Source organism: Mucilaginibacter conchicola (assembly GCF_003432115.1).
GTDB classification, from domain to species: Bacteria; Bacteroidota; Bacteroidia; order Sphingobacteriales; family Sphingobacteriaceae; genus Mucilaginibacter; species Mucilaginibacter conchicola.
In genome coordinates this window covers 448,759-468,296 of record NZ_QWDC01000001.1, presented here as the reverse complement: position 1 = coordinate 468,296, position 19,538 = coordinate 448,759, and the positions used below count along the sequence as shown (strand labels likewise).

Below are 19,538 nucleotides of genomic sequence, written 5' to 3'. Positions count from 1 at the left end.
AATGTTAGTAAAAAAACGCCCGTTCTCTGTATAATTTGTTATCTTCGCAGGTCGCTTTAGTTACAGTTAAACCTATGTTTGAGAAGCGCCATAACTGTCTACAGAAAAATTAAAAATGGCTGAAGATTTAGAAAACGAGAACTCCCACAAAGAAGACCGAATAATTCCGATAAATATTGATGAACAGATGCGATCAGCTTACATTGACTATTCAATGTCGGTTATCGTATCAAGGGCATTACCCGATGTGCGCGATGGTTTAAAGCCGGTACACAGGCGCGTACTTTATGGCATGCTTGACCTGGGTCTAAATAACAATAAGCCATACAAAAAATCAGCCCGTATAGTGGGTGAGGTGTTGGGTAAATATCACCCTCACGGCGATACCTCGGTTTATGATGCCATGGTACGTATGGCGCAAGACTGGAGCTTACGTTACCCGTTTGTTGAAGGACAGGGTAACTATGGATCGATAGACGGTGACCAGCCAGCAGCAATGCGTTATACTGAGGCAAAACTTCAAAAGATTGCCGAAGAGATGCTGGCCGATATCAACAAAGACACCATCGATTTCCAACTCAACTTTGACGACTCGCTGCAAGAGCCTACTGTATTGCCTGCTAAGTTCCCTAACTTGCTGGTTAACGGTGCATCAGGTATTGCAGTAGGTATGGCTACCAACATGGCGCCACATAACCTTAACGAGGTTATTGACGCTACGCTGGCATACATCGATGACAGAGAAATAGCTGTTGAAGAACTGATAAAACACGTTAAAGGCCCCGATTTCCCTACAGGTGGTATCATCTATGGTTTTGAAGGCCCGCGTGCTGCATTAGAGACCGGCCGTGGCCGTATTGTTATCCGTGCAACTGCTGAGATAGAGACCTACAATAACGACCGTGAGCGTATTATCGTAAGCGATGTACCTTACCAGGTTAACAAAGCATTGATGATTGAGCGTACTGCCGAACTCATCAACGAAAAGAAAATTGAAGGTATCTCAGCTATCCGCGATGAATCTAACCGCCAGGGTATCCGCGTGGTTTACGAGATAAAACGCGATGCAAATGCAGCTATCGTTTTAAATAACCTTTATAAATATACTTCGCTGCAAACATCGTTCAGTGTAAATAACATTGCGCTGGTTAAAGGCCGCCCAATGCTGCTGAACCTGAGGGATCTGATCCATCACTTTGTTGAGCACAGGCACGAAGTAGTTATACGCCGTACTCAGTTTGAGCTTGCCGAGGCAGAGAAACGTGCACATATCTTAGAAGGTTTACTGATAGCGCTTGATCATCTTGATGAAGTTATTAAGCTTATCCGTGCATCAGGCACACCTGATGAAGCCCGCGAAGGTTTGATAGCGCAATTTGGCTTAAGCGATATACAAGCACGTGCTATCCTGGATATGACGCTTCGCCGTTTAACAGGTCTGGAGCGTGATAAGATCCGTGATGAGTTTGATGCATTAATGAAACAGATAGAATACTTAAAATCTGTTTTAGCTGATGAAGGCCTGCGTATGGGTATCATCAAAACGGAACTGACCGAGATACAGGAAAAATACGGTGATGAGCGTAAAACCAAAATTGTACACTCATCTGCAGAAATGCAAACCGAAGACTTTATTGAGGATGAGGATGTTGTGATCACTATTTCTCACGAGGGTTACATCAAACGTACTTCGTTAACAGAATATCGCCGTCAGGGCAGGGGTGGTAAAGGCTCTATAGGCAGCAACAGCCGCGATGCCGACTTTATTGAGCACCTGTTGATCGCATCAAACCACAATTACATGCTGTTCTTTACCGAGAGCGGGCAGTGTTTCTGGTTACGCGTGTTTGAAATACCTGAAGGTACCCGTACCTCAAAAGGCCGTGCAATACAGAATATCATCAATATCCCTAAAGAGGAGAAGATAAAGGCATACATTAAACTGAAGTCGTTAAAAGACAGGGAATACCTGGAGAACAACTTTATCATCATGTGTACCAAAAAAGGTGTTATCAAGAAAACATCTTTAGAGGCTTATTCTCGCCCGCGTGCAAACGGTATCAATGCTATCAATATCAACGAGGGCGATTCGCTGCTTGAAGCAACATTAACAACCGGCAGCAGCGAAATTGTAATGGCACTACAATCAGGTCGTGCAATTCGCTTCAACGAGTCAACTGTAAGGCCAATGGGCCGTACCGCAACAGGTGTTCGCGGTATCAGTTTAGATAGTAATAACGATGAGGTGGTAGGTATGATCAGCATTAACGATGCTGAGACAACCGTACTGGTAGTATCGGAAAAAGGTTACGGTAAACGTACCGATATTGAAGACTACCGCGTAACCAACCGTGGCGGTAAAGGTGTTAAAACTTTAAATATTACCGATAAAACCGGAAACCTTGTTGCCATAAAAGGTGTTACTGATACTGAAGACCTGATGATCATCAACAAATCGGGCATTATTATACGTATGGCAATTGCCGAGTTACGTACAATGGGCCGCGCAACGCAAGGGGTGAGGTTGATTACTCTGAAAGGCAATGATGAAATTGCATCGGTAGCAACTGTTGAGCACGTAGAAGATGAAGAGCTTGACGAAACAGTAGTGACAGAAGCAAATGCAGAAAACGCTGCTGCGACCGAAGAAACAGACACTAAACAAGAAACAAAAACAGACGAAGGTGCTGCAGATGATGCTGCTACCGAAGATGACCAAACCGAATAGCTTATGCAAAAAAGCAAGTTAGGGTTATTAATTGCAGGGTTGTTTATTACCTCTTTCGCTTTTGGGCAATCAGAAGCGTTAAAGAGCGTGGTAAACAACCTCGCTTTTTATAAGCAAAAAGCAGATGTTGCATTTTTAGCGAGAGCAAAAAAATCAGCAGATAGCCTTGTGGTAACCAAAAAAGATTCGAACGATATTGAGAAAAATATCTACCGTTTAATTGTTTACTCGAGTATTTTGCAGGTTGATTCTACAAATACGCTCAACCAGCCGGAAGGTTTTACAGACCAGACCGCTGCTTTATATGAAAAATTTGCCGGTAAAAATAAGATATTCAAATATCAGGCAGAGATGGATTATTCGCGCCGTTGCCTTTCAAATGCCTACGTGCGCAAAGGCTTTGCGCTAACCCGTAACAATGATTTTAAGGGGGCGGCTACTGCTTTTCAGAATGCTAAAAAGTATGGGCCCGGTCAAAAGAATATCAACGCTTATATAGCTTATGCCAACAATAAGCAAGGCAATTTACAGGATGCAGCTAAATATTATGATAATTTAGTAAGCACCGATAGTACAAAGCTCGAGTACCTGGAAACAGCGTCATCTATTTATAAATCAATAGGCGATACAGCAAAAGCATTGCAAATAGTAAAAAAGGGCAGGAGACTGCTCCCTACAAATAAGCAACTCTTGCAAGACGAAGCTAACATTTACAACAACAAACGCGATTACAAAGCGTTAGAACCTCTGCTGCCTCAGCTTATTGATAATAATGCAAACAATGCCGATATCACATTTGTGGCGGCAAATTGTTACGATAACTTAAACCAATTTGACAAAGCAGAGTCTTTATACCTGCGCGCCATAGAACTTAATGGCAATGCTTATGATCCGGTGCTTAATTTGGGTTTATTGTACTTTAAACAAAGCGCGGTTAAAAAAGATGAAGGGGAGAGGAATATCACCAACGCCATTTTGTGGTTAGAAAAAGCTAATGAAATGGCTCCGCGTGATAAAAAATGCCTGGAGTTGCTTGCACTTGCTTACACTAAAACCGGTAATCAATCACAGTTAGAGCGGGTTAATAACCGTTTAGAACAAATAAATTAATAAACTAAGAATGCGGCACCAGCGCCGCCAAACACACTCATTACCAATCAAAAACAGTAACGATGAAAATTAAATTCTTAATGATAGGCGTTTTGGGCCTTATCTCTACTGCAACTTTCGCACAAAAAGGGGAGTTGAGTACCGCTCAGTCTGAATTTGACAAATACCAGGGCCTTAAAAGCCAGCCGGCATTGGCTAAACCTGCTTTAGCTAAAGCACAAGAAGCTATAGATAAAGCTTCAGCTAACGAAAAAACTTCAACAATGCCATTAACATGGGCAGTTAAAGCATCTATTTATGCAGGTTTAATTGAAGCAAGCGATCAAAATGCACCAGAAACGGCGCTTCCGTTTTTTAACACCGCAAGCGAGGCTTTAAAAAAAGCACAAGAACTTGATACAAAAGGCGAAAACAAAAAATGGATTGATAACGCTAAAATTACCCTTGCACAATACCAGGGTAACAAAGGCGCAAAAGAGTTTAACGCCGGTAAATTTGAAGATGCATACAAATCTTTTGATTATTACCGCAGCATGAACCCCGAGGATACTACCGCGCTTTTGTATACTGCAATGGCAGCTTACAACGCAAAAAAATACCCTGAGGCTGCTACAAACTACGCCAAATTGGTAACCACCAAATACTCTAAAGCTGATAGTACTTATGCCGACCTTGTAAGTACTTATTTAATAGCAAAAGATACTGCAAATGCGTTAAAAGCAATAGATGAGGGTTTAACTAAATACCCAAAACACTCTAAACTTAGAGCACACCAAATTGATATTGCTTTAAAGCAAGGAAAACAAAAAGAAGTTGTAGATAAGCTTACCAGCGCAATTGCGGCTGATCCAAAAAATAGAGATCTGTATTACTACGCTGGCTTAGCATATTCGCAGGCTGCAGATTCATACACAGCTGCTAAAATTGCTAAAGCGGCACCTGCTGCAAAAGCAACTATGGAAGCTGAGAAGAAACAAAATTCAGATAAAGCTGCAGAAATGTATAAAAAAGCGATTGAAATTGATCCTAACTATTTCGAGGCTACTTTAAACTTGGGTTTTGTTTACTTATCGCCAGCAATTGATACTTACAATGCTGCAAATAAATTGCCTGCAAACAAGCAAAAAGAATACACAGCACAAATTGCAAAAGCAGGTGCTATGTTTGATGCAGCTAAACCATATCTGTTAAAAGCTGTAGAACTTAATCCAAAATCTGCAGATGCACTTAATGGTTTGATGACTTACTATAAAGGTAAACGCGATGACGCGAATGCCAATAAAATAGCAGCTCAAATTAAAGCATTAGGAAACTAATGATAGGAGCCTGTAGCAATACAGGCTCTTTTTGGAAAGTATTACTTAACATAATATTAATTATATGAATAATAATATAAGGCGATTTTTTGCATATTATCTATTTTGATCATCCCCATGTAGGATCCTGATTATAGAAAACAGGTCTGTCTGTAGCTTTGGTTAAATAGTAGTCTCTATCTGGAAGTACTTTCATAGCGCTGTTAATGGTTATTTCTTTGGCTGTGCTGTAATCAATAAACAAACCTTCGTTAAACAAACCGTTATCATCATAGATAACTTCGTCAGTAACAAATATTTTTTTAAACTCGTTTACTAAAATCCAACGATAAGGATCCTGGCTTTCATCATTAATGACAACAGCTCTTGAAAAATAATCCACAAAACTCAGGGCTATGATAAGAGAATTAAATATCTCAAGTTCTAAGCAAACTTCTTCTTTGATAAAAAAAGTCAATTCCACTTTAAATTCTGAAGGGCATTCTCTGCAAAAAATTTGATAATTTATTTTGGTGTCGGTTTTGCCGCTCATTAATTCACCAATATCCTTTTGTGTTAGGCTAAATTGTGAAACAAGAAAATTAACTACCTGGCGGTCTTTAATCTTATTCTTTATCTGCAATATAAATATCATATCCGTTTCTCTACCTTGTTTTAAAGATATAAAAAGCCCAATACTCTTAACATTTTCTCTTGGTTTATCATCCAATCAACATTTAAGCATCCTAATGTCAGCCTGGTCACACCTTTGTTTTTAAGTTAAACAACTTTGCAATAATTGTTCTTAAACTTGAGTATCAAATCAAAACCCTAACGAAAAATGGATCTACAATTAAAAAATAAAACTGCGCTGGTTACCGGCTCAACAGCCGGAATTGGATACGCTATCGCAAAATCGCTGGCTAATGAAGGCGCTGTAGTTTACGTAAATGGCCGCAGCCAGGCAAAAGTTGATAATGTTGCTCAGAAACTTATCGCCGAAACCGGTAATCAGAATATTAAAGGTGTTGCTGCAGATTTTTCAGATAAGCAACAGATCGATAATTTATTACAGCAGCTTCCTGAAGTTGATATCCTGGTAAATAATGTAGGTATTTTTGAACCGAAACCATTTGCAGAGATTGCTGATGAAGACTGGCTGAAGTTTTTTGAAGTAAATGTGTTAAGCGGCGTTCGTTTATCTCGTGTATATTTTGATAAAATGCTGAAGAAAAATTGGGGCCGGATCATTTTTATTTCAAGTGAATCGGGTATTCAAATACCTGAAGAGATGATCCATTACGGAGTTACTAAGACCGCCCAGATAGCTGTTGCACGCGGTTTGGCCGAGTTAACCAAACATAGCGGTGTAACCGTAAATACTGTACTGCCCGGCCCTACCCTTTCTGAGGGCGTTGGCGATTTTGTGAAAGCCCTTGCTGATGGCCAAAACAAAACCACAGAGCAGATAGAGGAAGAATTTTTCATCCACATGCGTGGTACTTCTTTAATAAAACGTTTTATTACACCAGATGAGATTGCCAATGCGGTAACTTATTTGGCAAGCCCGCTGGCGGCCGCTACCAACGGCGCTACAGTACGTGCGGATGGCGGTGTTATCAAATCAGCATTTTAAGAACTATACTCAAATAAAAAAGCTCAGACCATTTAAGGTCTGAGCTTTTTTATTTGAGTTAAAACCTAATTACATAGGTTTTTTAGTAGTATCTGTTTTAGTAGTGTCTGGCGCTTTAGTAGTATCAGCAGGAGCTGTGGTAGCTGCTGTTGAATCTGTTTTAGTGCTGTCAGAACCGTTTGTAGCTTTTTCTGAACCACAACCCGTTACTATTGAACCAATGATCATCGCTGCTGCTGCAAATGCAAAAAATTGTTTTTTCATGGATATAAGTTTAATAATGTTTGTTATTCGTTGTCTTGTAACAGGATAATAACCACTTAACTCCATTTTTGTTTATCTAAAGTTTATAAAAGCTGTTTAAACTTATTCACGGGATAAATAATTTCCACAATTAATACTTGCGGCTTTAAAAGCTTATATTTTTTCTGATATTTAACACAATGGTGGTATCAGAAACATCACTTAAGTGGATCATGCGCTTCTACCCGCCCCTGTTGTTTCAACGCATTTGGGTACAGCGGTTTCACAATGGTTTTAAAGGTGTTGAGGTAAAGGTTTTTAAAAGCTTCTTTAACAAAAACTACAACGGTACAATATTCGGCGGGACGATTTTTGCGGCTGCCGATCCATTTTTACCGGTGCTTTTTGATAGGATCTTGTATTCGCCTGATAGAAAACTGAGGATCTGGTCAAAATCGTCGAGAATTGACTTTTTAAAACCTGCAAATTCCACTCTGAAGTTTAGTATAGTGATTGATGACCACCATATAAAGGAAGCCCTGGAAATACTTGAAACCATCGGGAAATACGAGAAAACTTTCCTGGTAGATATTTTTAATGCCGACGGCGAGGTTTGTGCCTCGTTACAAAACGAAGTATATATACGCAACCTCAACTTTAAACCTACAGAATAAATGTCAGTGTACATGAATGATGCCCGGTTCGCTAACAAAGGATATCAGATCTCAACCGATAATTCGCTGCTTGATTTTGATACAATATTCAACTACCTGGATGGCGAATCATACTGGGCCAAAGGTATTCCTGCAGATAAACTGAGAAAAGCGATAGACAATTCGCTGTGTTTTGGCGTTTATAAAGATGGTAAGCTGGCCGGGTTTGCACGTGTAATTACTGATAAGGCCACTTTTGCTTATCTGTGTGACGTTTTTGTGCTTGAGCCTTACCGCAATATCGGCTTATCAAAATGGTTGGTGCAAACCATTATTTCGCACCCTGATTTGCAGGGACTGCGCCGTTTTGTACTGGCCACGCTGGATGCACACGGTTTGTATAAACAATTTGGGTTTGAGCAGATAACCCGTGCCGACCGTTGGATGGAAATATTTACGCCATATAAATAGAACTGAGGAATTGAGAGATGAATTTAAAGAGACAGATACTTGAGGGAGAAGGCGTAAAACTCGACTTTAAGAAAACCATAACCAGTTGCGAAAAGATAGCCAAAACAATGGTATCGTTCGCTAATAATGTGGGTGGGCGTTTGCTTATAGGTGTGCTGGATGACGGCACCATAAAAGGCGTTAAGGACGAGACCGAGGAGCGCTATATGATAGAAAAGGCAGCCCACTTTTTCTGTCGACCGGCGCTTGATCCTGTTTTTGAAGAAGTATACTACGACGATAAAATAGTACTGATGGTTGATATACCGGAAAGTACCGAGAAGCCCCACTCCGCCCTTGCTGAGGATGGTAAATGGTGGGTTTACATCCGCGTAAAAGATAAAAGCGTACTGGCCAGCAAAGTAGTGGTTGATGTGCTTCGCCGCGGGGCGGATGAGCGTGGTGTGCTGATAGAATATTCATCAAAAGAAAAAGCCCTGCTGGAGCACTTGAATAAACAGGAACGTATCACCGTAAAAGAGTTTTGTACCCTGCTGAACATTGGCCGCAGGCGTGCGCAACGCATTTTGGTTGATCTGGTATTATCAGGGGTTTTGGCCGTGCACACTACCGAAAAAGAAGAGTTTTACACAGCCATGCAGGGTTAAAAGCTTATTGCTTACATTTGCCGGCTCTCCCCACTCAGCCGGCCATGAATAACCTGTACCAAAAATATAACTCTTACTATCGTGACAGCCTTAAACTGGCCATTCCGGTGGTGTTGTCGCAGATTGGCCATACGCTGGTGCAGCTATCTGATACTATTATCGTCGGTCAGTTTGCGGGTACAAATGCGCTTGCAGCGGTCTCGTTATCCATCAGTACCTTCCTGGTGCCACTGGCCATTGGTTTAGGGATAAGCTATGGCATTACCCCTCTTATCGCGCAGCATAACGGTCGTGGTAATTTTGCCGAGTGCGGGCGTTTGCTAAGCAATAGTTTGCTACTAAATATCCTTTCCAGCTTTGTGCTATTCGCAGCGGTATATTCAGTAATGGCGTTATTCATTAACAGGCTGGATCAATCGCCGGTGGTTGTTGAGCAAGCAAAGCCTTTTCTGTTTCTGCTCAGCTTATCCATGGTACCACTAATGATTTTTGATGCCTTTAAACAATTTGCACAAGGCCTGGGCTTTACCAAACAGGCTATGTACATCACCATTGTGGGTAACATACTCAATATTTTAGTGGGCATCGTACTGGTGAAAGGTATGTTTGGTATCCCACCTATGGGCATTCGTGGCGTGGGGTACAGCACTTTGATCGACAGGTGCCTGATGGCTCTTGCCATGGGTTTTTACGTATTCCGTTCACCATCTTTCAAAAAATACCTGCACGAATTTGCATTCAAGAACGTACAATGGGGCCGTATAAAAGAATTACTGAAGATAGGCATGCCTGTGGCATTACAAGCCACTTTTGAATTGAGCGCTTTCGGTGGAGCTTCTATCCTTATCGGTACTATTGGCCCTGTACAACAGGCTGCCCACCAGATAGCCATATCATTAGCGGCCATGACCTACATGATGGCCAGCGGAGTATCATCTGCAGCAGCAGTACGATCCGGTAATTATTTTGGCGCAGGCAAGCACCGTGAGTTGCGTTTATCTGCCATCTCTAACTACCACATCGTTATCGTATTCATGTGCATCACAGCGCTGATATTTACCTTCTGCAACCAGTTGTTGCCGTGGATATACACCACAGATAAACGAGTGATAGCCATTGCAGCACAGTTACTTGTGGTAGCTGCATTTTTTCAGTTGTTTGATGGTACGCAAGTGGTTGGCCTGGGTATATTGCGCGGTATGGGCGATGTAAATATCCCCACCATTATTACTTTTATATCTTATTGGAGTATTGGTTTACCGGTAGCTTACTTACTCGGTATCTATTTCAAATTCGGGGTGGCGGGTGTTTGGTACGGACTGGTTTGCGGATTGGCAGCATCATCGATTATGCTGTTCTTCAGGTTCCAGAACATCAGCAAAAAGCAACAACTGGTTATCGTTGACGATCTAAAAGAATAGCTCAACCGCTACACGGTAGGTGTTACAGTGCGCCTCAACAATATCCTTTATTTGCGGCGAATATCCCCCGCCCATGCTTACCTGTACCGGTATGCCGGCCTGTTTGCATTGCGAGAGTACAAATCTGTCGCGCTCTTTACAGGCCTCTTTGCTGAGCGAGAGTTTGCCCAGTTTATCTGATGATAGCACATCTACGCCCGAGAGATAAAAGATAAAATCGGGCTTTTGCTGCGCGATTAATTGGGGTAATGTATTTTTAAGCAGGGTTAAATATTCCTCATCAGCCATGCCGTCATCCAACGGGATGTCGAGGTTTGAGCGTTCTTTTCTGAATGGGAAATTCTTATCGCCATGCATAGAGAAGGTGAATACCCGCGGATCGTTCTCAAATATCTGCGCTGTACCATTTCCCTGGTGAACGTCTAAATCTACAATTAAAACAGATTGCGATAAGTTGTTATTTAATAAATAGTTAGCAGCTATAGCCTGGTCATTTAATAAGCAAAAACCTTCTCCCCAGTTGCTGCCTGCATGGTGTGTGCCACCTGCTACATTAAAGGCTATACCATACGCTTTAGCGTACCTGCATCCGTCAATGGTGCCCTGGGCAATGCATCTTTCCCTATCTACCAAACGTTGAGTTAACGGGAAGCCGGTGCGGCGTTGTTCTTTGGGTGGCAATGTCAGATCGCGGAGTTGCTGCCAATAATCAGCATCATGGGTAAGCAGGATAATTTCCTCATCTACCAGTTCAGGTGAAAAAACATTTTCCTGAGTGATGATGCCCTCGTATAGTAATTGCTCAGGTATCAGCTCGTACTTTAGCATCGGGAAGCGATGGCCTTCCGGCAGCGGGTGCGCGTATATGGGATCGAACGCTATCCTAAGCATTTTTGCCCTCAAATATTTCGCCTACGTGCTTACGGATGTTGTTGCTGATATCATCCAGCGGCAGATCGTTCGGGTCGTGGCCAAAGGGATCTTCAATTTCCTCGGCTATCAGCTCAATACTGCCAAATACGTATAATACGATAGCAATGATCGGCATAATAAAATACTTGAGATCAAAGCACCAGGTGAGTGGCAAGGTCATCATGTACAGGAAGATGAACTTCTTGATAAATACGCTGTATGAAAATGGTATCGGTGTTTTCTTGATACGTTCGCACGCGCCACAAATATCTGTAAACGAAGTAATTTCGGTAGTTATGCTCACCAATTGCTCGGGGTTTATCTGCCCTGCTTTATTGAGGCGGTAAACCTCGCCGATGATGGCCGATGCGATCTGGTTAGGAACATGCTTAGACGGATCAATAGCGATGCTGCTCTCTTCTGCAGTATAAGTATCCCGCAGGTGGTCTTTCATCGCCCTGGCATAACGCGGAATGGCGTAATTGAAAAAAGCAGCCTCCTGCGCACCAACCAAATGTTTTAGCTTGATAGCCAGGTTGCGGCTGTTATTCACCAGACTGCCCCACAGTTTACGGCCTTCCCACCAGCGGTCATAAGCAGAATTGATGCGGAAAGCCAGCAATAACGAGAATACAAACCCGATAGTTTGGTGGATATAGATCACTTTCTTCAGCATCGATGTCTCAGGCAGATGCCAAAGATCAGTAAGCAGATAGGTGACGATGCCGGCATAAGCTGCCAGTACCAGCATTAGCGGAAAAAGCTCACGAAGTGTATCGGCCTTTTCTACCCTGAATAAAAGCTTAAACCATTGCTTGGGGTTATATGATACCATAAGTTATGCGTTGGTGGCGCCAAGGGCTTTAAAAAGGCCTTCAGCGGCGTGATAAATATCGGTGAATGAATTATAAAGCGGCACCGGACTCAAACGGATCACATCGGGTTCGCGCCAGTCGCCGATAATGCCGTTTTGCGCCAGGTAGTCAAAAATAGCGCGGGCATCGCGTTTGCAAACTACAGATAGCTGGCTGCCCCTGTCTTTTTGATCTTTTGGTGTAATGATGCGATAAACCTCTTCGCCCTGCTTTTGATTGATGTTGTTGATGAGGTATTCTAAGTAGCCCGTTAGCAGGTCTCCTTTCTTTCTGAGCGGAACGATACCACCTGCCTTTTCAAAGATATCTAACGACGCTTTATGCATCGCCATCAACACTACCGGGCTGGTACTTACATTCCAGCCTTGTGCGCCCAATTCAGGATCGAAGCCCGGCTGCATCAAAAATTGTTTATCGCGGCGGTAGCCCCACCATCCTGCAAAGCGGTTTAGCTTATCATTGGCAAAATGCCGCTCGTGTACAAAGGCTCCGCTTATGCCGCCCGGCCCCGAGTTCATGTATTTGTAAGAGCACCAGCTGGCAAAATCGGCACCCCAGTTATGTAATTGCAGCGGCACGTTACCTGCAGCGTGGGCAAGGTCTAAACCCACCATCGCTCCTGCTTTGTGGCCGGCTTTTACAATGGATTCCATATCAAACAGCTGGCCGGTGTAGTAATTGATCCCACTGAACAATACCAGCGCTATCTCATCGGCATTATCTTCTATCTGTGCAATGATATCTGCGGTGCGCAAAGTAACCTCACCAGCACGCGGAGTAACTTCTATTATGGCCTCTTTAGGATTAAAGCCATGGAAGCGTACCTGACTTTCAACCGCGTATTGGTCTGACGGGAACGCGCCCGCTTCCATCAATATTTTAAAACGTTTATTGGTTGGTTTATAGAAACTTACCATCAGTAAGTGAAGATTAACTGTAAGTGAGTTCATTACAGTTATCTCCCTATCATTTGCCCCTAATAAGCCTGATAATGTGGGTAATAAGGCTTTATGATAACTCAGCCAGGGATCATCGCCCATAAACCATCCTTCAACAGCAAAGTTCTCCCAGTTATCCAGTTGGATTTTGATATACTGGCCTGCAGATTTGGGTTGTAAACCAAGGGAATTACCGCAGAGATAGATAACCTTGTGTCCGTTATGTTGCGGAAACAGAAACTCATCGCGGAAGCTTTTTAGCTCATCCTGCTCGTCTTGCTGTTGGGCAAACCCAAATGTATCCTGGTAGATCATAGGTCAATATTAGGCATTAATTCAATTTGTGAGAAGCAGATGGTCGTAAAAAAATAAAACCACAACGGTTGTACGTTGTGGTTTTTATCTGTTGGGCTATATGTCTTAAAGTGCTACGTGGCCGTGCTTGCCCTCGTCATATTGTTTGCCGGTTAGGCGGGCTTTGAGCATATTAAACAACACTACCATACGGCTATTGCTGCTATCCCAGTATTCGGCATCGTTAGGTTCTACTTTCAGCAATGTCAGTTTAGGGTCGCTTAATCCTTCAGGGAAAAAAGCTTCGATAAAAGGGTTCCAAAGCTCTTTCATTTTTTCTTCATCTTCAACAACTTTGGCCTCGCCAACTATGCTCAGGTAAGTGTGGTTATCCACATCAGAGTAGGTTAACGATACTGTGTTCTCCATTGATATTTCGCTCACCTTCGGCGAATATTCATTGGTGAAGAACCATATATTGCCGTTATCGTCAATATCGGCGGTACCCATAGGGCGGCTGCTGAAGCCATGCTCCTCGCTATAGGTAGTTAGCATTGCTGTTTTAATTTCCTGTACCTTGTCTTTCAGGTATTCAAGGCCTTCTGTTCTTGACCAATCGCTGCTCATTTGTGTGTTTTCTTTTTAAGATAGATGAGCAAATAACCACTCGAAATTGCTATTTGTTGGGCTTGCTCACGTAAATATTTCCTTTTACATAAAAACGGTACGGTAAAAATGCATCCTCGCCGGCGTAATCAACACCTATGCGAGGGGCTGCTGTTACTTCATCATCGCTGAATGTTAAACCTCTGTCTTCTATCCAGATGATATCGCTTTGTAAACTCTCGGCATTTATCTGCCTTGATATTCCCATCGCTTTAGCTACCGAGCCCGGCCCTTTGGTGATGTTGGGCTTCAGTTGTGCCATTTTTCGGCGCTGAAGCATGGTCTCGATCCCATCGGTTGGCTGTATGGCCCTTATCAGGATAGCGTGCGGTTCTCCTGCTGAGGATGTAACAACGTTTAGCATCTCGTGGATACCGTAGCACAGGTAAACATAAATTATGCCACCCTCACTATACATGGTTTGGGTGCGTGGTGTAAAGCGCCCACCATACGAGTGCGAAGCTTTATCAATAACGCCTGCATAGGCCTCTGTTTCAACAATGTATCCACCGGTTAGCTCACCACCAATATAGGTAAAAAGATACTTACCCAACAAATCGCGACTAAGGGCAACTATATTGGGGTTTTTATAGTACAGTTCGGGTAATTTCATGGAATCAGAATGTCGGCAAGCAGGGTGTTTATCTCTTCTGCTCTGTCAAAAACAATAATGTGCGTGCCACCCTTTATAACTGCCGTTGGGTTTTTAATGTTTTTGTAAGGGAATACCAGATCTTTATCGCCAATGATATGGTAAAGGTTTGGCGGGATGACATCATTGCGCCAGTTGAGAACTGCGCCCATTGCCCATTTGAGAAACACTGGCGATGAATTGGATAACATGCTTTTAAAAAGGAGCTGATCTTCTTTAGACATGGAACCAAATACCAATCTAACTACAAATCCTAATTTATTAAATAATTCGCCCGAGGTAAGTTTGTAAACAGGGATCTTTCGGAAGACATTGAAGTAAAAGGGCGCCTCAGAATCTGTCTTGATGCTGGAGATCAATATTACCTTGCGAAGGTTAACGCGTTTGGCTATTTCAGTTGAGATCACCCCACCTAATGATACGCCGATCGCTATATCATAATCAGATATATTATACTGACTGATAATTGATTGTGCATAGCCAGCTAAAGTATCAGTAAGATTAGGTTCAAGCCAGTCAGCATAAACAACTTCGTATCCTTCAGGAATGCGGATGTTTTTAAACAGGCGTTTATCGGCACCTAAACCGGCTATCAAAAATACCTTAGGCATTGAATTTTATCAGTTGGATAACCTGTTGCAGATAATGAGCATCCACCTCATCAAACTTATCCAGTTCTTCGCTGTCTACATCAAGCACGCCTATCACCTGCCCTTCGTGAAATAAAGGTAAAACGATCTCTGAACGCGACGCAGAACTACAGGCAATATGCCCGGGAAATTCTTCAACATCGGGTACTACCAAAACTTCAGCTTTCTCCCATGAGGTGCCACAAACGCCTTTGCCTTTGGCAATACGCGTACAGGCAACAGGCCCCTGGAACGGGCCTAAAACCAGCTCGTTGTTTTTTACCAGGTAAAAACCTACCCAAAACCATTTGAATTGTTCTTTGAGCGCTGCCGCCACGTTAGCCAGGTTAGCTATCAAGTCGGTTTCGCCGTAAAGTAAAGCTTCAATTTGTGGGATAAGCGAGCGGTATTGCTCCTCTTTATCTGCTGATGTAGTGATTTTAAGATCTTCTGCCATGATAGCAAAAGTAATTACACTGCGCTGAAAGTAAATAAGCTAAATCTCATATTTAATATTTTAATTCGCGGACAGATGATCGTTAGCCTCACTATAGTACGTTACCGCAAGCTTTTTGTACCCTTCGCCCTGTTTGCCATGGCTCTGCACCGCCTGCCTATGATGCTGCAGGATGGCTGCACCTTCTGGAAACTGTTAGGCACAGGCCGCAACGGCACATTTGATCTGCAACCCGACTGGCAGCAATGGGGTTTACTTGCCGTATGGGAAGACCGCGAAGCCTACGACCGTTTTGCCAAAGGCTCTTTTGTAAGTAAGTGGTGGCGTATGCTGGCTACCGAGGGCTGGACGGTTTTGTGCCGGCCTATGCAAAGCCATGGTAAATGGGATGGTAAAGAACCTTTCGGTAAAGTCAACGTGAAAGACATTGATGGCCCTGTAGCAGTGCTTACCCGCGCTACGATCCGCGCAAGCAGGCTTAAGAACTTTTGGTCGCATGTGGATGAGGTGGCGCATCTGATGGCTTCTGCTCCGGGGTATATAACCTCTGTAGGCATTGGCGAGGCGCCAGTTTACAGGCAGGCCACCTTCTCTGTTTGGGAAAGCGCCGAGTTGATGAAAGCCTTCGCTTATGGCAGTAAAGAACATGCTGAGGTGATCAAAAAGACACGAAATGAAGATTGGTATAGCGAAGAGCTTTTTGCCAGGTTTAAGATAATTGAAAGCATCGGCAGCATTAACGGAAAAGACCCGCTGGCCGGAATATTAAATACAGTAACACAATGAGAGTAATAGCAGAATTGCCGCACCCTGATTTTAAAATAACCATTATGAGCATGAATCAAAAGTTCATTGTGAAGATGGAACAGGGTACTTTAGAACAGACATACAAAGTGCCGGAAATGGATCTTACCGACGGCGTAAATTCGGTATTCGAAATATTGGATGAAGCTTTTTTATCTAAAGTTTCCGCACGATTTACTGAGATGGGTAAAGATTATCACGAAGCCTATTATCGCTATAATTATTGATTTACATATACTTTATAAATGCTTGTAAAATAAGTACTTATATAAAATATTAAAAGCCTGCCAAATTTAATTTGGAAGGCTTTTATACTTAAATGGTATTTTGGACAAGATTCGCGACATGGCGAGAATATCAGATTTAATTCAAAATACCAACATAAATAATTGATTACTAATTGTTTATGTATGATAAAAATATCAATCCAAATTTTATTTGGTGAGTGTTTTCCGCAATTATAAGCCGATTTTGGACGTTTTTGGACCTTCGAGGTCTACCGATTTTATTCTGCCGCCAATAACTCTTCCACCACCATCGGCATCCCAATCGTTGCCTTGTAAGGCATCTCTACAATTGAGCGGTTGGCTACCGTCGGGATGTTTGGGTCAATGATGTATTTGGTGACGGTGCGGGGTACGTAATTGATCAGTCCGGCTGCCGGATAAACAGCCAGCGAGGTGCCCACTAAAATGAATATATCGGCCTGCGAACAAAGTACTGCTGCCGATTCTATCATCGGCACAGCCTCGCCGAACCAAACCACATGGGCGCGTAGTTGCGAGCCCAGTTCACAGGTCTCCCCCATCTTTATTTCCCAGCCGTCTATCGGATAAGTAAGCTTCGGATTAATGCTGCTTTGCGAGCGGGTAATGACGCCGTGCAGGTGCATTACATTTTGAGATCCGGCACGTTCATGCAGGTCATCGATATTCTGGGTAATGATGTGTACTTCGTATTTATCCTGCAGGCTGGCCAAGGCAAAATGGGCGGCGTTAGGTTCAGCTTCCAAAACAGATCTGCGGCGTTCGTTATAGAACTCCTGTACCAGCTCGGGGTTGCGCTCCCAGGCTTCGGGTGTGGCTACATCTTCAATGTTATATCCTTCCCACAATCCATCGCTGTCTCTGAACGTTTTTAAGCCGCTCTCAGCGCTTATTCCGGCACCGGTGAGTACTACTACTCTTTTCATAGATAAATGTTGTCTGAACTCGAATTTAAAGAATTATTGGAATTAACAGAATTTGGTGCCGACAACGTAATTCTTAAAATTCTTTCAATTCCAGTAATTCGAGTTCAGACACAAAAAAAGCGATTAGTACAACTAACCGCTTTCTGAATATTATTAACCGTTAATTACAAAGCCAACTGGCGCTCGGCACGCAAAACGTTGTATTTGCTCTTAGCCAGCTCAAAGCCACCAAAAAGGATTGCGCTGTACATCGCATCGGCAATCAACATATTGGTTTCAAAAGGGTAAATAGCTTTAACTAACAACGTACCATAGTTTGCCCAGGTATTTGGCATGCCATAAACAAAAGGCAGGTCCATAACCAGCCAGTGTATCAGCACCGAAACTATTGAAGCTAACGCCACGTTGGCAATATTTACTTTTTTAATAAATGTACCAACCAATACCATCAGCATAAAGCAGCCGTACATGTATAATGAACTACTGTAAAAGGTAAATTTACCTGCGTACATGTAATTGATAATCACATCGCTAATAACCAATGCAGCCAAAGGAACAATATAAGCTTTCCATTTATCAGTAAAATAAGCACCGCCAAATAAAGCCACTGCCCCTACCGGTGTAAAGTTGCTTAAAGCCGGGAATTGTGTATTTACCAATCGCATTGCTATGGCTGCAAGCACCATAGTGATCAATACTGTATTGCGGGTATGAGTTGTTTGAGTCGACATCTTATATTTTCTGTAGCGCAAATTTACCTAATAGGCATTGTAAATAAAAGGGGTATTTATTACCCCTTTTTAAGTATTAATGAAAAGCGTAGGTAGCCGGGAAATAGTAACCGGTAAAGGCAATGCTGCCTGTTTTTGCACCCGTACCTGCATGGTAAGATAAGAGAGTGTTGGCTGCAAAGTGTGTTCCGTAGCCGCTCTCAACCGTATTTACCATTAACAGATTGGTTGTGCTATTGTAAGCTAAACCCTTTCCGTATAGTTCGTTATTTTCATTAACAGTGATAAATGCGTTTGCAACTGATGCTGCGTTTCCATCAACATATTTGTAAATGGTTGTGCCACCGCCGTATGGGCCGTTATTGGCTATGAACACGGTGTTCTCTCTTGTTGATGCCGTAATAGAGCCCGGGTGCCATGCACCCCATGAACCGTTAATAGTAAACGGAACAGTTACGTCAGTTACTTCAAGTGATGTCGGGTTTATTTTTTCCAATTTGGTATCACCACCAGCCCATACAGAGCCATCAGGCGTAACCGCAAAACCAACCACTACGCCTGGGATATTTTTTACCAGAGTGTAATCGGATGCTTTCAAAATATCCAAACCATCATTTGCCGAGATCACAAAAATGTAGTTGCCTGCTTTAACCATATCACCCACTTCGCCATTTACTGTTGAGATACGTGTACCTAATGACATGGTAGATAAGTTGATGGGATATATACCACTACCGGTGCTAACCAGGCCATTGTTTTTATCCAACCCGATGAAATAGCGCCAGTCGTTACCTGCGTTAGCTGCGATACGGCCGGTCTCTTTCATTGTTTTTGCATCGGCTGCAACCAGTGGGCCGCCTGATTTGGTTAGCAGGTAAAGTTTGCCATCGTAAACGGTACCAAACTCAAGGGATGACGTTGCCGGTTCTAAAGTTTTGCCCGGGTTCTCTTTTGTGAATATGCTGTCGGTAATTTTTGAGGTGGCATAGTCAAAGAAGCTTACGGTGCCGGTGCCATGGCCAAACCAACCTTCGTTGATGATGAAGAAGCCGTTCTCGTATTTGCCAACTTCGTCAACCTGTACTTTATCTTTCTTACAGGCCGATAGTGCCAGTGCGATAGTTAGTACTGTTAAGAAATTTTTAAGTCTAAAGTGTTTCATGTTTATGTATAAGTGTTTAATG

22 protein-coding genes are annotated in these 19,538 nt (G+C 42.8%); 10 read left to right on the top strand and 12 right to left on the bottom strand.

Annotation, left to right across the window (positions count from 1 at the left end; genetic code table 11):
- Window positions 1–115 precede the first annotated feature (115 nt).
- The 3 genes from gyrA to D0C36_RS01910 all read left to right on the top strand — a co-directional run bounded on the left by gyrA (window position 116) and on the right by D0C36_RS01910 (window position 5,154).
- Window positions 116–2,728 (top strand): DNA gyrase subunit A, encoded by a 2,613-nt coding sequence (gene gyrA, locus D0C36_RS01920; protein ID WP_117389902.1) that lies wholly within the window; start codon window positions 116–118, stop codon window positions 2,726–2,728.
- 3 nt (window positions 2,729–2,731) lie between these two features.
- Window positions 2,732–3,838, top strand: coding sequence for a tetratricopeptide repeat protein (locus D0C36_RS01915; protein WP_117389901.1), 1,107 nt, complete (start codon window positions 2,732–2,734; stop codon window positions 3,836–3,838).
- 62 nt (window positions 3,839–3,900) lie between these two features.
- Entirely contained in the window at window positions 3,901–5,154 is a 1,254-nt protein-coding gene (locus tag D0C36_RS01910; RefSeq protein WP_117389900.1) for a tetratricopeptide repeat protein, read from the top strand.
- Between the two features lie 109 nt (window positions 5,155–5,263).
- Here D0C36_RS01910 and D0C36_RS01905 read toward each other — a convergent pair whose 3' ends face one another.
- Complete coding sequence (locus tag D0C36_RS01905) at window positions 5,264–5,863, bottom strand: hypothetical protein (protein WP_147321917.1); 600 nt, start codon at window positions 5,861–5,863, stop codon at window positions 5,264–5,266.
- A gap of 111 nt (window positions 5,864–5,974) precedes the next feature.
- On the opposite strand from D0C36_RS01905, the gene D0C36_RS01900 reads away from it, so the two are divergent.
- Window positions 5,975–6,769: an SDR family NAD(P)-dependent oxidoreductase gene (locus D0C36_RS01900; RefSeq protein ID WP_117389898.1), complete on the top strand. Its 795-nt coding sequence runs from the start codon at window positions 5,975–5,977 to the stop codon at window positions 6,767–6,769.
- A gap of 69 nt (window positions 6,770–6,838) precedes the next feature.
- On the opposite strand, the gene D0C36_RS01895 is transcribed toward D0C36_RS01900, so the two are convergent.
- Window positions 6,839–7,033, bottom strand: a complete 195-nt coding sequence (locus D0C36_RS01895; RefSeq protein WP_147321916.1) for an entericidin — start codon at window positions 7,031–7,033, stop codon at window positions 6,839–6,841.
- A 179-nt stretch (window positions 7,034–7,212) separates the two neighbouring features.
- Between D0C36_RS01895 and D0C36_RS01890 the strand changes: the two genes are divergently transcribed.
- Genes D0C36_RS01890 through D0C36_RS01875 form a run of 4 tightly spaced genes read left to right on the top strand, consistent with a single transcriptional unit; the run spans window position 7,213 to window position 10,204 of the window.
- On the top strand, window positions 7,213–7,686 hold the full coding sequence (locus tag D0C36_RS01890) for a DUF4442 domain-containing protein (protein ID WP_117389896.1): 474 nt from the start codon (window positions 7,213–7,215) through the stop codon (window positions 7,684–7,686).
- Window positions 7,687–8,136: a GNAT family N-acetyltransferase gene (locus D0C36_RS01885; protein WP_117389895.1), complete on the top strand. Its 450-nt coding sequence runs from the start codon at window positions 7,687–7,689 to the stop codon at window positions 8,134–8,136.
- 17 nt (window positions 8,137–8,153) lie between these two features.
- Entirely contained in the window at window positions 8,154–8,783 is a 630-nt protein-coding gene (locus D0C36_RS01880; RefSeq protein ID WP_117389894.1) for an AlbA family DNA-binding domain-containing protein, read from the top strand.
- A gap of 44 nt (window positions 8,784–8,827) precedes the next feature.
- Window positions 8,828–10,204, top strand: a complete 1,377-nt coding sequence (locus D0C36_RS01875) for an MATE family efflux transporter (protein WP_117389893.1) — start codon at window positions 8,828–8,830, stop codon at window positions 10,202–10,204.
- On the opposite strand, the gene D0C36_RS01870 is transcribed toward D0C36_RS01875, so the two are convergent.
- The 7 genes from D0C36_RS01870 to D0C36_RS01840 form a co-directional block, all read right to left on the bottom strand.
- Window positions 10,193–11,095 (bottom strand): histone deacetylase family protein, encoded by a 903-nt coding sequence (locus D0C36_RS01870; protein WP_117389892.1) that lies wholly within the window; start codon window positions 11,093–11,095, stop codon window positions 10,193–10,195. The genes D0C36_RS01875 and D0C36_RS01870 overlap by 12 nt on opposite strands.
- A complete protein-coding gene (locus tag D0C36_RS01865; protein ID WP_117389891.1) occupies window positions 11,088–11,951 on the bottom strand; it encodes a bestrophin family protein in 864 nt (287 codons plus the stop codon). Before D0C36_RS01865 ends, D0C36_RS01870 begins: the two co-directional genes overlap by 8 nt.
- Before the next feature lie 3 nt (window positions 11,952–11,954).
- On the bottom strand, window positions 11,955–13,244 hold the full coding sequence (gene kynU, locus D0C36_RS01860; RefSeq protein WP_117389890.1) for a kynureninase: 1,290 nt from the start codon (window positions 13,242–13,244) through the stop codon (window positions 11,955–11,957).
- 105 nt (window positions 13,245–13,349) lie between these two features.
- Window positions 13,350–13,850 (bottom strand): pyridoxamine 5'-phosphate oxidase family protein, encoded by a 501-nt coding sequence (locus D0C36_RS01855; protein WP_117389889.1) that lies wholly within the window; start codon window positions 13,848–13,850, stop codon window positions 13,350–13,352.
- 49 nt (window positions 13,851–13,899) lie between these two features.
- A complete protein-coding gene (locus D0C36_RS01850; RefSeq protein ID WP_117389888.1) occupies window positions 13,900–14,502 on the bottom strand; it encodes a DNA-3-methyladenine glycosylase in 603 nt (200 codons plus the stop codon).
- Entirely contained in the window at window positions 14,499–15,152 is a 654-nt protein-coding gene (locus D0C36_RS01845; protein ID WP_117389887.1) for an alpha/beta fold hydrolase, read from the bottom strand. The genes D0C36_RS01850 and D0C36_RS01845 overlap by 4 nt, the downstream gene beginning before the upstream one ends.
- Window positions 15,145–15,627, bottom strand: a complete 483-nt coding sequence (locus D0C36_RS01840; RefSeq protein WP_117389886.1) for a GAF domain-containing protein — start codon at window positions 15,625–15,627, stop codon at window positions 15,145–15,147. Before D0C36_RS01840 ends, D0C36_RS01845 begins: the two co-directional genes overlap by 8 nt.
- A 75-nt stretch (window positions 15,628–15,702) precedes the next feature.
- On the opposite strand from D0C36_RS01840, the gene D0C36_RS01835 reads away from it, so the two are divergent.
- Window positions 15,703–16,413 carry a DUF3291 domain-containing protein gene (locus tag D0C36_RS01835; protein ID WP_117389885.1) on the top strand — a complete coding sequence of 237 codons (711 nt, stop codon included), beginning with the start codon at window positions 15,703–15,705 and terminating at the stop codon, window positions 16,411–16,413.
- The gene (locus D0C36_RS01830; protein WP_117389884.1) at window positions 16,410–16,658 is read left to right on the top strand and encodes a hypothetical protein; all 249 of its coding nucleotides are present in this window, start codon (window positions 16,410–16,412) and stop codon (window positions 16,656–16,658) included. The genes D0C36_RS01835 and D0C36_RS01830 overlap by 4 nt, the downstream gene beginning before the upstream one ends.
- Window positions 16,659–16,936: 278 nt before the next feature.
- On the opposite strand, the gene D0C36_RS01825 is transcribed toward D0C36_RS01830, so the two are convergent.
- The 3 genes from D0C36_RS01825 to D0C36_RS01815 all read right to left on the bottom strand — a co-directional run bounded on the left by D0C36_RS01825 (window position 16,937) and on the right by D0C36_RS01815 (window position 19,516).
- Window positions 16,937–17,623: an SIR2 family NAD-dependent protein deacylase gene (locus D0C36_RS01825; RefSeq protein ID WP_117389883.1), complete on the bottom strand. Its 687-nt coding sequence runs from the start codon at window positions 17,621–17,623 to the stop codon at window positions 16,937–16,939.
- Window positions 17,624–17,787: 164 nt separating this feature from the next.
- Window positions 17,788–18,354 carry a DUF6580 family putative transport protein gene (locus D0C36_RS01820; protein WP_147321915.1) on the bottom strand — a complete coding sequence of 189 codons (567 nt, stop codon included), beginning with the start codon at window positions 18,352–18,354 and terminating at the stop codon, window positions 17,788–17,790.
- 76 nt (window positions 18,355–18,430) lie between these two features.
- Window positions 18,431–19,516: a DUF5074 domain-containing protein gene (locus D0C36_RS01815; protein ID WP_117389881.1), complete on the bottom strand. Its 1,086-nt coding sequence runs from the start codon at window positions 19,514–19,516 to the stop codon at window positions 18,431–18,433.
- Window positions 19,517–19,538: the final 22 nt, after the last annotated feature.

What these genes read in the sequence shown, in the direction of transcription:
- D0C36_RS01915 (WP_117389901.1), top strand. Translation starts at nt 2,732, where the DNA reads ATGCAAAAAAGCAAGTTAGGGTTATTAATTGCAGGGTTGTTTATTACC.
- D0C36_RS01895 (WP_147321916.1), bottom strand. Translation starts at nt 7,033, where the DNA reads ATGAAAAAACAATTTTTTGCATTTGCAGCAGCAGCGATGATCATTGGT.
- kynU (WP_117389890.1), bottom strand. Translation starts at nt 13,244, where the DNA reads ATGATCTACCAGGATACATTTGGGTTTGCCCAACAGCAAGACGAGCAG.
- D0C36_RS01835 (WP_117389885.1), top strand. Translation starts at nt 15,703, where the DNA reads ATGATCGTTAGCCTCACTATAGTACGTTACCGCAAGCTTTTTGTACCC.
- D0C36_RS01825 (WP_117389883.1), bottom strand. Translation starts at nt 17,623, where the DNA reads ATGAAAAGAGTAGTAGTACTCACCGGTGCCGGAATAAGCGCTGAGAGC.
- D0C36_RS01885 (WP_117389895.1), top strand. Translation starts at nt 7,687, where the DNA reads ATGTCAGTGTACATGAATGATGCCCGGTTCGCTAACAAAGGATATCAG.
- D0C36_RS01890 (WP_117389896.1), top strand. Translation starts at nt 7,213, where the DNA reads ATGGTGGTATCAGAAACATCACTTAAGTGGATCATGCGCTTCTACCCG.
- D0C36_RS01830 (WP_117389884.1), top strand. Translation starts at nt 16,410, where the DNA reads ATGAGAGTAATAGCAGAATTGCCGCACCCTGATTTTAAAATAACCATT.
- D0C36_RS01820 (WP_147321915.1), bottom strand. Translation starts at nt 18,354, where the DNA reads ATGTCGACTCAAACAACTCATACCCGCAATACAGTATTGATCACTATG.
- D0C36_RS01850 (WP_117389888.1), bottom strand. Translation starts at nt 14,502, where the DNA reads ATGAAATTACCCGAACTGTACTATAAAAACCCCAATATAGTTGCCCTT.
- D0C36_RS01855 (WP_117389889.1), bottom strand. Translation starts at nt 13,850, where the DNA reads ATGAGCAGCGATTGGTCAAGAACAGAAGGCCTTGAATACCTGAAAGAC.
- D0C36_RS01870 (WP_117389892.1), bottom strand. Translation starts at nt 11,095, where the DNA reads ATGCTTAGGATAGCGTTCGATCCCATATACGCGCACCCGCTGCCGGAA.
- D0C36_RS01845 (WP_117389887.1), bottom strand. Translation starts at nt 15,152, where the DNA reads ATGCCTAAGGTATTTTTGATAGCCGGTTTAGGTGCCGATAAACGCCTG.
- D0C36_RS01900 (WP_117389898.1), top strand. Translation starts at nt 5,975, where the DNA reads ATGGATCTACAATTAAAAAATAAAACTGCGCTGGTTACCGGCTCAACA.
- D0C36_RS01865 (WP_117389891.1), bottom strand. Translation starts at nt 11,951, where the DNA reads ATGGTATCATATAACCCCAAGCAATGGTTTAAGCTTTTATTCAGGGTA.
- D0C36_RS01910 (WP_117389900.1), top strand. Translation starts at nt 3,901, where the DNA reads ATGAAAATTAAATTCTTAATGATAGGCGTTTTGGGCCTTATCTCTACT.
- D0C36_RS01840 (WP_117389886.1), bottom strand. Translation starts at nt 15,627, where the DNA reads ATGGCAGAAGATCTTAAAATCACTACATCAGCAGATAAAGAGGAGCAA.
- D0C36_RS01880 (WP_117389894.1), top strand. Translation starts at nt 8,154, where the DNA reads ATGAATTTAAAGAGACAGATACTTGAGGGAGAAGGCGTAAAACTCGAC.
- D0C36_RS01815 (WP_117389881.1), bottom strand. Translation starts at nt 19,516, where the DNA reads ATGAAACACTTTAGACTTAAAAATTTCTTAACAGTACTAACTATCGCA.
- D0C36_RS01875 (WP_117389893.1), top strand. Translation starts at nt 8,828, where the DNA reads ATGAATAACCTGTACCAAAAATATAACTCTTACTATCGTGACAGCCTT.
- gyrA (WP_117389902.1), top strand. Translation starts at nt 116, where the DNA reads ATGGCTGAAGATTTAGAAAACGAGAACTCCCACAAAGAAGACCGAATA.